The organism is Thermostichus sp. MS-CIW-15, from assembly GCF_054060575.1.
Window position 1 is genome coordinate 1 of the sequence record NZ_JBSSDI010000050.1, and the last position, 11,156, is coordinate 11,156.

The window sequence follows — 11,156 nt, forward strand, 5'->3', positions numbered from 1 at the left end:
GTCAGCGTCGCGTAGTGACAACGGAAACGGACAGAATGCTATCGCTTCACCGCTGAGCAGTAATGCTCAGCAGTGTTCAGCGTAAATGTATCAGAAACAGCCAAGCTGCCACAGCCAAAGCCGCCATCGCTGCCACTAACACCGCTCCAGCAGCGCAATCTTTGGCAATTTCTGCCAGCAGGTGATAGCGGCTGCCCAGGGTCAGATCCACCACTGCTTCCAGGGCAGTATTCACCAGCTCCAAGGCCATCACCATCCCGCTGGTCAAGCTGATCAGGGCCATTTCTACGGCGCTCAGCCGCAGGGCCAACCCTAAGACAAAGGCCACTACCGCCATAGCCAGGTGGATGCGAAAGTTGCGCTGGGTGCGGGCGGCGTACAGCAGGCCCTTTCCTGCATAGTAGAAGCTTTTACTTAGGCTAGTGGCCACCTGCCACGAGGGGGGGCGCTGCCAGGGATCCTGCGCCGCGAGGTCAGCCTCGGCTCCCGGGTCTGGTGCCTCGGAGGGATGGGCCGAATCGACCTGCGCTGAAGTGAAAGGGGCTCGCCGTCGCAATGCCGCCAAACGCAGCGGCTGGGGAAAACGGCTAGGGCTGCTGGCCATGGGTCACCTCCAGGTCTTCTTGGATGGCGGCAAGCAGGTGGTGCTGTTGCTGCAGCATGCGCTGTAGGGAAAGCTCATCGGGGTGATCCCATCCCAAGAGATGCAGCAGGCCGTGGCTGGCCAGCCAGGCCAATTCCCGCGACAGCCGCTGCCCCTGGGCTTTTGCCTGCGCGCAAGCGGTGGGTACCGAAATCACGATATCCCCCAGCAGGCGCACCCCTGTTATCTTCTGCAGCTCGACAGGGGTGGACGTCTCCTCGGCGGCAAAGGCCAGGACATCGGTGGGAGCGTCGATGTGGCGAAACTCGCGGTTGAGCTGGCGGATGTGCTCGTCGGAGGTGAGGCAAAGGCTGAGCTCGCAGGGATCCGTCACCCCCAGCTCCCGCAGCCACACCTCAAACCAACGGTGCCAAGTGGCTTCCTCAACTGGGCTGGGGACGTTTAGCTCCAGGTACAGATCCAGGAATCCCTCCATGCAGGCCTCACTCACACCCAAAATTGGCTCGCTGGCCCCATTGAGTACGGAGCGGAACGGCCACCCACGACTTGAGTCGCCCTTGCCAGTGGTACAAACCTTCAATGTACTGTAGCGCTAACATTGCTGGCTGTGCTAGGGTGCCGCTGCGATAGCCATAAAAGACGCCTCCCCAGGCAAATACGCTGCAAACCCTGGAAGGGGGAAGTCAAGGAACCCCATGTAAGGGGAGCGGCGGCCAAGGTGATAGGGAAATCAGACGCAACTCTCGGACTTTCTTTGTCTGAGGGATGTCGGGGGTGCGGCTGGGCAGCGCCCTCCAAAGTTTGCTGCCAGGGTGCTCGGCCATCTCCCCACTCAAGTGCGGGGAGCGTCAACGCGCCCCCTACTCTGGGGGTTCACCCGGAAGTTCGGGCCAGGCTGCGGCGACCCTCTGGCTGGCAAGCTGTTGTAGCGTTTGCCGCAGCCGATTTTCCAGCTCTTGCCGGCAACTGTCTGGATCAACCCCTTGCTGGGAAAGAAGCTCCGCCGGGAAGAGATCCCCGGCGATGCCGACAGCCCAGGCCCCTGCCTGCAGATATTCTGCTGCATTGGCCAAGGTAACCCCCCCAGTTGGGATCAAAGGCAGGGATCCCAGCACCGGTTGCAGATGGCGCAGGTAACGGGATCCGCCAAGGCTTTCTGCCGGAAACACCTTTACTGCCGTTGCCCCGGCCTGCCAGGCCCTCCAGATCTCGCCGGGGGTGAGGGCGCCGGGCACAATGGGCAGCCCTGCTTCCCGACCCCAGCGGATGATGCTCTCGTCCGCAAAGGGGCAAACATAGAATTGGGCTCCCGCCTGCCAAGCCTGCTCTGCCATCTGCCGATTTAAAACCGTGCCCACCCCTACCCAGCAATGCGGGTAGTCTTGCCGCAGTTGGGCAATCAACTCCAGATACCGGGGAACTTGGGGAGTGATCTCAATGTGGCGGATCCCGGCCCGGATGGCCAGGGTGGATCCCTCAAGGGCTTGGGCCGGGCTGGCCGAGAGGCGGATCACCGCGATCAGGGGCTGCTGCCACAAATGGAGTAGCCAGGGGTGCCGCCATCCCTCTCTGAAGCTCTGTTCAGAACCCTCAAACACCATCTGTGGAAAAGCCCTCTCTCATCGATTTCTACCTTGCTTGGGTTGATTTTAAGTTTAATTGCAATTAAAAATAACCAAACAGCCCGACGGTAAAACAATGACAAGCTATAACAAATTTCCTTTTGAGAAGAAGGCTAAAATAGAATAAAGAACAGGCAAAAGTGGTGTTTATAGGGGCAACTGTTTGCGGGTTTGTAGCACTCGTTGGAGCGCTTACTTTTCCCATCCTTTCATGGCGTCGCTGGTCTCTCATTTTAGTAGCTATCTGCAGCCTTGTTAGCTCCTTAACCAACATTGAACTCGGCAGAGGAGAGGAGGAAGCTCCCTCAGGGGAAAGGTGGCGCATGGTAGCCCATCTCTACGAGGTAACTTTCTGGTTGGCATTGATCGTTTTCATCTTACTGGCATGAGGTTTTGCCGGCAGGTGAGCGGCTAGTTTATCGCCATTGTCTGGATGTTGTGTCGAGGTTGCTCTGGCTTGCCGGTTGTTTAGGTTGGGCACCGATTAGACCTGTGGGATCTGGAGATCGATACGAACCTAGCCGCAGTGAGGATCCCTCGCCCCCAGCCCCTCTCTCAAAGGGAGGGGGAAGTCAGGAATTGAAGGAATGAACGGTTTTACTGGTATTGAAAATAACCCAGCCGTTTTGCTTGTATCTTGTAACGATTTGGAGTAACGACAGCGGGCAACAGCGCGATTGGGCTCGATCAGTCCTTGCGAATCTTTGTATTCTTAGGGTCGGTAGGTTGGTTGCCGAGGGTGTGGGGAGTGGTCAAGCTCAGTTGTGGGACACACAGCCTGAAGGCATGGGTGATGGTCGGGTTGCTCGCCCTCCTGGTGCTGGGGGGACTGTGGCGGGTTGCTCCATCTCAGGCGCAGAATCTCCACCAACTGCAACAGCGGCAGCAACAGATCCAGCAACAAATCCGGGGCACCCAGCGACGCCTGGGAGAGCTGCGCCAAGCGGAAGAAGAAGCCCGTCGCCGCATGGGATCCCTGCGGCAAAACATCCAACAGACAGAAGCTAGCCTTCGCGACAACCAATATCGTCTGGAACAGGCCCAGAGGGCGCTAGAGCAAGCGCAGAAGGAGCTCCAAGAGCTGGAAGACCGCCTGAGACGGCAGCAGCAGGGCACGGCCGCCCGCTTGCGCTACATGCAGCGGCAGGGGGCGGAACATTGGTGGGCTTTGCTGCTCACCAGCCGCGACCTCAACGAGTTTTTCGATCGCCGCCACCAGTTGCAATTGCTAATCGAAGCCGACCGGCAGTTGATCCGAGAGCTGCAGGTGATGGCCAAGGAGGTGGATCAGCAGCGGATCGCCCTGGAAGCGCAGCGCAACGAGATTTCTTTAATCTTGCAGGAGCTGGCAGCCCAGAAAAACCAACTGCAGCAGCAGGCTGCCGCCCAAGAGCAACTGGTGGGCCGCCTGGCCAACGAGCGCGCCGCCTATGAAGCAGCCCAACGGCGTTTGGAAGCCGATTCCCAACAGTTGACCATCCTCATCCAGCAACTGATCGCCCAGCAGGCTCAGCAGCGGGGGGGCAGAGATCCGGTTCAGGGGACAGGCCGGTTGATCCCACCAGTGCGCGGGCCAATCACCAGCGGCTTCGGCTGGCGGGTTCACCCCATCTACGGAAGCCGCCGCTTCCATGCGGGGATCGACTTCGGTGTGCCCACCGGCACGCCAGTTCGGGCATCAGACCGGGGCACCGTCATCTACGCCGGCTGGTATGGCGGCTACGGCTACACGGTGATTGTCAACCACGGCGGCGGCATCACCACCCTGTACGCCCACAACAGCCGCGTCGCCGTTGGGGTGGGTCAGCAGGTACAGCGGGGGCAGGCCATTGCCGCTTCCGGCTCCACCGGCCTCTCCACCGGCCCCCACGTTCACTTCGAGGTGCGGGTCAACGGCCAGCCGGTGGATCCCCGCCGCTACCTTTGAAGCAGCGCATCTGTCGGCAACGGCTGCAGGGATCCCGCCTGCAAGATCCACCGCACATCGGCAATGGAGGATAGCTCCTCTGGGTCGTGGGAAACCACCAACACCGTCCAGATGGATTTCAGCCGGGCCAGCAGCTCGATCAACTGCCGCCGCACCGACCAGTCCAGCCCTGCCGTCGGCTCGTCCAGCAGCAGTAGCAGCGGGCCGCGAATAAGCTGTACCGCCAGGGCCAAGCGCCGTTGTTGTCCGCCACTGAGATGGTTGGGGGAGGTGCACAGAGGGATCCCTTCCAATCCCACCTGTTTGAGAACGTTTTCAATCTCCTTTTGTTGCAGCTCCGGGTGGCCGAAGCGCATTTCCTCTAGCACCGTCAAGCCACAAAAGTGACGCTCCGGGAACTGAAACACCAGCCCCGCCATGCTGCGCAACTGCTGGGGGGAGAGCTCTGTTCCTCCCCAGGCAATCCGCCCGCGCGTGGGCCGCGCCAAGCCGGCCAAAATTTCCAGCAGGGTGCTCTTGCCGGCCCCACTTTTGCCCACGATCAGCCCCAACTGATTCAGGCCCAGCTCAAAGGAGAGATCCCGGAGAATCGGCTGAGGGAGGGTTGCCGGGTGGTAGCAGAGATCCTGAACCTGCAACATGAGCGGCGCCCCTGGGAAAGTTGTCGTTATTTTGGCACTGGAAAGCTTTGCCGGACAGCTACAACCATTCTTCTAGGCGCCCCAACTGATCCCGAAAGCCATAGGTGAGTTCGCGGTACCACTCCCGCAGCTCCAGTTGATCTACAGCTCGCCGCAAAGCCTCTTGGGAGCGCTCGATGGGGCGCAGAGCCGCAGACGGGATCCCTTCTTGAGCAGCCCATTGTTCAAACAGAGCCAGCTCCGTTTGCAAGTAGAGAATGAGGTTGGCCACATCCTGCGGGTGGGGGTAGCGGGTGGCATCTGGCATAAGACATCTCACCAGGGGAACTAGCTCCATTCTGGCCAAGAATCTGTCCCGCTGCCGCCTGAGGGCCCTATCCCCTCTCGCCTGCTTCTGTACTCTGGGCCGCAAAACGCAGATAATGCGGTGGGAAATGTTCACTGCCGTCGAGGGATCCATGAGCCAAAAGCTGCTGTTTGTGTGCCTGGGCAACATCTGCCGTTCTCCCGCTGCCGAAGGGATCACCAACCACCTGCTGCAGAGCAGCGGCCATGAGGGGGACATCCTCTGCGATTCGGCAGGTACAGCCGCCTACCACCTCGGCAGTCCCCCAGATCGCCGCATGCGACAAGTTGCCCAGCGCTATGGACTGGAGCTGCACGGCCAAGCCCGGCAAATTCATCCTTTGGATCTGCGGGAGTTCGACCTGATCCTGGCCATGGATCGGCAAAATTACCGCGATATCCTCAGCCTCGATCCCCAGAGAAGATATGCCGACAAGGTACGCCTAATCTGTAGCTACTGTCGTTCTCACACCGATGAAGAAGTTCCGGATCCCTACTACGGGGGCGAGGCAGGGTTTCACTACGTGATCGAGCTGCTCTGGGACGCCTGCAGCGGCCTGCTGGAATCCCTGATCCCTGGGATCCAATGCCCGCCGCTGCCCAGCCGCACCTGAAAGTCATCGATCAAGAAAACAACTACCACCTGAGCAGGTTAAAGCTCTCCATGTCGATGGTGGCGCGGTTGCGGTAGATCCCCAACACAATGGCCAAGCCCACTGCCGCCTCGGCAGCCGCCACGGTGATGACAAATACCGAAAACACTTGGCCGCGAATCAAGCCCGAGTCGACAAAGTTGGAGAAAGCCATAAAGTTCAGGTTGACGGCGTTGAGCATCAGCTCAATCGACATCAACACCCGAATGGCGTTGCGACTGACGATCAAGCCGTAGATGCCGATGCAGAAAAGAATTGCCGCGACCACCAAGAAAAACTGCAGTTGCAACATCACAAGAGGCTCCACTGGATACAGATGAGAGGGGCATCAGGAAAACGCTGGGCTGTATGGCCGAGAGCAGGCAGCTTCAACGCGTGCTCACCAGCTCTGCTGGGCGTTCCGACTCCGATTCAAGCTGTGGCCGGGCCCGCTCCAGCAAGCTGAGATCCCCTTCTTGGGCTTGGGGAACGACAAACTCTCGACGCGCCAGCACAATGGCCCCGATCAACGCCATCAGCAGCAAAACAGAAGCCAACTCGAACGGCAACAGATAGTCGCTAAAGAAATGCCCACCCATCACCAAAGCACTGCTCGTGGGCTGGATCGGCTCCAACTGCCAGGGGGTATTCAGGGCCATTGCCGTCAGGAGGGCAAACAGCCCCAAACACACTGCCGCTGTCACTCCATTGCGCAGCCAGCCCAGCTTCAGAGGGGCAAAGGTGTAGCGCCGGTTCACCAGCATAATGGCAAACAGGATCAGTACGTTGACGGCGCCGACGTAGATCAAAACTTGGGCGGCGGCCACAAAATCGGCATTCAAGAGAAGGTACAGCCCAGCTATGCTCAGGAAAACGCCCCCCAAGAGAAAGCCGGAATAGACGATGTTAGGGGCCCAAACCACTCCCAGGGCAAAGCCAATGGCCATTGCCGAGAGCACCCCAAAGCTAACCAGTTGTACGCCTTCTGCAAGGGTCATGGGATCTTCTCTATCGCTGCTCCCTTACCACTGTACTGCCCTGGCGGATTTAAGAGAAGCCCGACTCCTTTTTCAGATCGATAGAGAAATCTCTAGAGTTGGGTCTCACCAACTGCCGCCCGCTCCGCCACCTCCGCTGCTACCGCCACCGAAGTCTGAATCTCCACCTGAATCTCCACCGAAGTCTGAATCTGTGTCTGTGTCGCTGAGCTCGGGGATGACCACCTCTCGCTCGCTGCGGTACCCGCAGATAGGACAGCTCAGGATTTCCAGCTTCAAGCCGCTAGAGGAATAGGTGGCTTCCCTGAGAACCTGGGCGGTGAGGTCGAGGGTGAGAGCTTGACACCGGGGGCAATAGAGGTGGCGATAAAATGCATTCTCGCGAACAACCACAGCTGCCCCCTGACAGCTAGGGCAAAACCAGCCGTAGTAGCTGGCTCTGCCCCGGCTTTTGGCTAAGCGATCTCCCGGGGAGAGGCACGTATCGAGAACTTGCGCCTGGATGGGGCGCATGGGTCGACCGCAGCTTTGGCAGACCACGGGCTGAAAGGGGATCCCCCGCTTCTGGCACAGGGTGCCGTCGGTCACCACAGCCGCCAGGAGGGGCAGCGTCAGCACCAGCCAGTTGCCACTGGCCGACATCAGGAAGAGGCCAAGGCAAAGGGAGCCGGAATAGAGAAACAGTCGAATGGGATCGCTCTGGAGCGAAGAGAGAGCAGCCGCCTCTTGAGTTCGACGGGTCAGGGGGATAGCTCGTCTTGTCCCTCGCTCGGCCTTTAGGTAGACCGGCAAGCGGGAGCGCTGCCACCCCACCCCTAGGATGATGATCCCCAATAGCAGCAGGATCCCTTCCAGGGAGCTTTGGGCAACAGCCAGGGATCCCGCTCCAACCGCTTGAGGAACGGTTGCAGGGGAAAGAGAGGTGGAAGCCTGCTGCCCCTGCAGGGCTGAGGCCAACTGCCGTACTCCCGCTAGGGTGCCGCCGTCGAAGTCTCCGGCGCGAAACCTGGGCAGGATTTGCTGGTCGATAATCTGCTGAACCTGGCTGTCGGGGAGGAGGGTGGTCAAGCCTCTGCCTGTCTCAATCTCTATCCGCCGATCTCCTACCGAGACGAGGAACAACACGCCGTTGTTGCGGCCAGCCTTGCCAATGCCCCAGTAGTTGAATAGTTGCGTAGTGAACGCTTTCGGTGTGGCATATCCCTGGGTATTGGGTACCGTAACCACCGCCATCTCGGCACCGGTGCGCTGCTCAAGCTGGGTGATAAGGCGGTTCAGCTCGTTTTCAGTGCTACTGCTGAGGATATTGGCGGTGTCGGAAACCCACCCTCCATACTGACGGCGGGGGTTGGGCACTTGTTCAAGGGTAATGGCCCAAGCGGGCTGCGGCAGTAAGAAAATGCCTAGCAAAACTGCCGCCCAAACTTTTGGCATGGCTTACCTGGCTGAGCGCTGCCTTGGTTTTAGCACAGCTATTGGGGATGGAGAGGGTAGCAGTCTCTTGCTGCTTTGCCTTTGGTGTTTGTCGACACAAAAAATAGCGCTGGGACGAGTCTTGGCTTTCCTCTTTTCGCAGGGGAAAGAGGCTAGAGCTCTAAGCAAGGGAAAATCTTCTTCGGTCTAGCTGCAAAGCCTTCCGGATTTTTCTGCACAACTCTTTTTCAGCAAGAGTCAAGCGATTTCTTGCTCCCTCGATGGTTGATTAGAAACCAGAAACTAAGCCAGCAGTGCGGGCCAGGCTTCTTCTTGCCATTCCACCTCAAAGCACTCCTGGGCCATGCGGAGAAAATGCTCAATCAACTCAGGGATCCCTGGCGCCCTTGGGCAAAGGTCGTACACGCCAATCACCTGCGAGCCGGGCAGGTACTGTTCCCAGAGCGCTAGATTGGGCCGCAACAGGAGGGATCCCTGTTGCAGGATCCCCCAGGGTTGCCACAGTTGGGCGTTGCCCATCAGCTTTTTGCGCTGCCAGCTTAGATCGGCACGGGTACGGGCGGCAAAGCAACTGATTTTGTTGCGGTAGCCCCGATCCTGGCCACCTTGGCCGCGGACAGAAGCGGGAGCATCCACCTCAATGCCCAGCGCCGCCAGCCCCTCTACCCAAAAACGGCAGCAGAAGTCGTACACCTGGGCTCGCCGCAAATTGGGCAGCCGAGCTTGGAGGTAAGAGAGGGGCAACACCAAGCTGTAGGTCAGCTCTGCTGCATCTTCCGCCGCCTGGTGCAACACCGCCCGTCCTCCGGTGGGCCGGCGCACCATCGGGATCCCTGGCGGCAGATCTGGCCAGGCCTGGTGACGTCCCAGAGAGAGGGTAAGCCGATCCCAGCCGTAAAAGCGCAAACAGGGCCTGGGATCCTGGCGCAGCCGCTGCAAAAGCCAAAAGTCCTGCTCCATCTGCCAGCCGCCAGCGGCCACGCGATAGGGCAGCCAAGAGCCCTGGGATCCCATCAAGCTTTGGGAAACTCAGCCTGGAGCTGCTCATCGTACTCATCGGCCAAGCTGGCCACAAGGGTGATGGCGCGCGAGATCTCGCCAGCGCTGAGCCCTTCCAGAGTGCGGTGGTGGTTTAGCACCACTTGGTTGTTCCAGATGCAAAAACGGGCTTCCAGAGTTTCGCTCCAGTTTTTCTCCAGCAGCTTCTGCATGAGCTTAGCCGGCTCCGCCACCGGCAGAGAGAGCACGGGAGACCACACCAACAGGGTATCTTCGGGGGATTCGCCGCTCAGGTGGACGAACACTTCCACGCTGCCGTAGGTGAATTTCCAGGTGTGGCCCTGCTCGTGGTTCTCGTAGGCGGCATCTTCTTTGAGGCTGGAAACTACTGCTGAGACAACTTCAACGTAGCGAGGGGGCTCTTCCATCAGGCCTGGAAAACCTTCTGGAGAACGGTCGATGAGCGGCTCGCTGTAGACCATGGTCTTTCCCCTACTTCCTGTCTAACCACCTTAACTATACTGCCTAGCCCTCCCACCTACCTGCCATGCTGCCGGATCCGGCTCAGGCCAGAATAGAACTGTTCGCGGTTGGGAAGGTTACCTATGCCCCAGCCTGACGTTCAAGGACGCACCCTCGCTTATGAGGCGGGCGCCAACCTGCGCCAGGTGCTGCTGCAAGCCGGGATCCCGCTCTACAACCCGCCGGCTCCTATCCTCAACTGCCGCGGTCTGGGCACCTGTGCCGTACAAATCGAAGGGGCTGTTTCCCCTATGGGCTGGCGAGAACGGGCCCGCCTGTCTTTGCCACCCCACCAACTCCCGTCCACGGCGGCGGCCCAGGACGGCAACGGGCTGCGCTTGGCCTGTCAGGTGCAGGTGCTGGGAGATCTCAAAGTCACCAAATGGCCAGGCCTGTGGGGACAGCGGATCCCGCCCGCCTCTCAAACCTGAGGATTCTCAAAAACCTAAGGGAAGCCCTATGGAAACTCCATCCCACCCCTCCCAAAAGGCTGTCGGCATTTTGGGGGCCCTGCCGGAAGAAGTGGCCATGCTCACCCAAGCAATGGAGATCAACTCTGTCCATACCCATCTGGGGCGGCAGTTCCATCAGGGATCCCTGGCCGGACAGCCGGTGGTGGTGGTTCAAGGGGGGGTGGGCAAAGTGCGGGCGGCAACTACGGCAGCTCTGCTGGTGGCCCACTTCCCTTTGCGGGGCATTATCTTTACCGGCGTGGCCGGCGCCTTGGCCGATCACCTGCAGATGGGGGATGTGGTGCTGGCCCATGCCGCCATCGAGCACGATTTCGGCACCGGACGGCCCGAAGGCTTTGTCTTGGGGATCGACTTTATCCCTGAGTTGCGCCATCCTCTAGCGGAGGCCGATAGTGCCCTTTACGACCTGATCGTGGCCCAAGGGGAGCGGATCCCTCTTCACCCGCTGCAGGGGCGGCAGCCGGTCATCCACCAAGGCCTGGTGGCCACGGGCGATGTATTTGTGGCCGACGCCAAGCTCCGGCATCAAATTCGCGAGCGCACCGGAGCCCTGGTCGTGGAAATGGAAGGAGCGGCGGTGGTACGGGTGGCGCAAGAAGCTGGGATCCCTTGTCTGCTGGTCCGATCGGTTAGCGACATAGGGAGCGATACCGATTTCCTAACTTTTTTTCAGACAGCGGCTCTCAACTCGGCAGCGGTGGTTCACAGCGTTCTACAGAGCTTGCCTCCCCCTCCTTAGAAAAACGCAGCGCGGCTAGCCGTGGGGAGGAAGCGACGCCTGCCAACAGAGGTCAGATTACTCCCTGTCTGTAAGCTAGCTCCTGCCCCGGCGCGGGCGGCCAAGGTGACATCCTCTCCCGCTAGGCCCTGACGGGCTGTAGACGGGAGCTTCCGAGAATCACTTCCCGGAGTTGCTGCTTCAACGGACTGGTAAACCAGGATCCTCCACAGCCAGAGAG

The 11,156-nt window shown here is 59.7% G+C and carries 14 protein-coding genes; 4 read left to right on the top strand and 10 right to left on the bottom strand.

The genetic code is table 11. The annotated features are described in order from the left end of the window. Window positions 1–76: 76 nt before the first annotated feature. From ACVW0R_RS12830 to ACVW0R_RS12840, 3 genes are all read right to left on the bottom strand, one after another. Window positions 77–604 (bottom strand): diacylglycerol kinase family protein, encoded by a 528-nt coding sequence (locus ACVW0R_RS12830; protein ID WP_457502157.1) that lies wholly within the window; start codon window positions 602–604, stop codon window positions 77–79. Continuing rightward, window positions 588–1,079, bottom strand: coding sequence for an rRNA maturation RNase YbeY (gene ybeY, locus ACVW0R_RS12835; RefSeq protein ID WP_041438372.1), 492 nt, complete (start codon window positions 1,077–1,079; stop codon window positions 588–590). Before ybeY ends, ACVW0R_RS12830 begins: the two co-directional genes overlap by 17 nt. Window positions 1,080–1,464: 385 nt before the next feature. Then, a complete protein-coding gene (locus tag ACVW0R_RS12840; protein ID WP_011430463.1) occupies window positions 1,465–2,205 on the bottom strand; it encodes a bifunctional 4-hydroxy-2-oxoglutarate aldolase/2-dehydro-3-deoxy-phosphogluconate aldolase in 741 nt (246 codons plus the stop codon). 814 nt (window positions 2,206–3,019) lie between these two features. Here ACVW0R_RS12840 and ACVW0R_RS12845 point away from each other — a divergent pair. Further along, window positions 3,020–4,153 carry a murein hydrolase activator EnvC family protein gene (locus tag ACVW0R_RS12845; RefSeq protein WP_071813517.1) on the top strand — a complete coding sequence of 378 codons (1,134 nt, stop codon included), beginning with the start codon at window positions 3,020–3,022 and terminating at the stop codon, window positions 4,151–4,153. On the opposite strand, the gene ACVW0R_RS12850 is transcribed toward ACVW0R_RS12845, so the two are convergent. Both ACVW0R_RS12850 and ACVW0R_RS12855 read right to left on the bottom strand, forming a co-directional pair. Further along, complete coding sequence (locus ACVW0R_RS12850; RefSeq protein WP_457502158.1) at window positions 4,144–4,794, bottom strand: ABC transporter ATP-binding protein; 651 nt, start codon at window positions 4,792–4,794, stop codon at window positions 4,144–4,146. The two genes, ACVW0R_RS12845 and ACVW0R_RS12850, sit on opposite strands and share 10 nt — an antisense overlap. A 58-nt stretch (window positions 4,795–4,852) precedes the next feature. After that, a complete protein-coding gene (locus ACVW0R_RS12855) occupies window positions 4,853–5,101 on the bottom strand; it encodes a hypothetical protein (RefSeq protein WP_011430466.1) in 249 nt (82 codons plus the stop codon). 151 nt (window positions 5,102–5,252) lie between these two features. Between ACVW0R_RS12855 and ACVW0R_RS12860 the strand changes: the two genes are divergently transcribed. Beyond that, window positions 5,253–5,753, top strand: coding sequence for a low molecular weight protein-tyrosine-phosphatase (locus ACVW0R_RS12860; RefSeq protein WP_011430467.1), 501 nt, complete (start codon window positions 5,253–5,255; stop codon window positions 5,751–5,753). Window positions 5,754–5,775: 22 nt separating this feature from the next. Here ACVW0R_RS12860 and nuoK read toward each other — a convergent pair whose 3' ends face one another. The 5 genes from nuoK to ACVW0R_RS12885 all read right to left on the bottom strand — a co-directional run bounded on the left by nuoK (window position 5,776) and on the right by ACVW0R_RS12885 (window position 9,684). After that, window positions 5,776–6,081 (bottom strand): NADH-quinone oxidoreductase subunit NuoK, encoded by a 306-nt coding sequence (gene nuoK, locus ACVW0R_RS12865; protein WP_041439067.1) that lies wholly within the window; start codon window positions 6,079–6,081, stop codon window positions 5,776–5,778. 79 nt (window positions 6,082–6,160) lie between these two features. Further along, complete coding sequence (locus tag ACVW0R_RS12870) at window positions 6,161–6,769, bottom strand: NADH-quinone oxidoreductase subunit J (protein WP_414347733.1); 609 nt, start codon at window positions 6,767–6,769, stop codon at window positions 6,161–6,163. 105 nt (window positions 6,770–6,874) lie between these two features. Further along, on the bottom strand, window positions 6,875–8,203 hold the full coding sequence (locus ACVW0R_RS12875) for a TPM domain-containing protein (RefSeq protein WP_457502159.1): 1,329 nt from the start codon (window positions 8,201–8,203) through the stop codon (window positions 6,875–6,877). A gap of 282 nt (window positions 8,204–8,485) precedes the next feature. Then, on the bottom strand, window positions 8,486–9,217 hold the full coding sequence (locus ACVW0R_RS12880; RefSeq protein WP_457502160.1) for a lipoyl protein ligase domain-containing protein: 732 nt from the start codon (window positions 9,215–9,217) through the stop codon (window positions 8,486–8,488). Continuing rightward, a complete protein-coding gene (locus ACVW0R_RS12885; RefSeq protein ID WP_011430472.1) occupies window positions 9,217–9,684 on the bottom strand; it encodes a YbjN domain-containing protein in 468 nt (155 codons plus the stop codon). Before ACVW0R_RS12885 ends, ACVW0R_RS12880 begins: the two co-directional genes overlap by 1 nt. A gap of 123 nt (window positions 9,685–9,807) precedes the next feature. Here ACVW0R_RS12885 and ACVW0R_RS12890 point away from each other — a divergent pair, with 123 nt between their 5' ends. Next, window positions 9,808–10,155 carry a (2Fe-2S)-binding protein gene (locus ACVW0R_RS12890; protein ID WP_099812050.1) on the top strand — a complete coding sequence of 116 codons (348 nt, stop codon included), beginning with the start codon at window positions 9,808–9,810 and terminating at the stop codon, window positions 10,153–10,155. Window positions 10,156–10,183: 28 nt separating this feature from the next. Continuing rightward, window positions 10,184–10,936 (top strand): 5'-methylthioadenosine/adenosylhomocysteine nucleosidase, encoded by a 753-nt coding sequence (locus ACVW0R_RS12895; protein ID WP_099812049.1) that lies wholly within the window; start codon window positions 10,184–10,186, stop codon window positions 10,934–10,936. The last annotated feature ends 220 nt before the right edge of the window (window positions 10,937–11,156 follow it).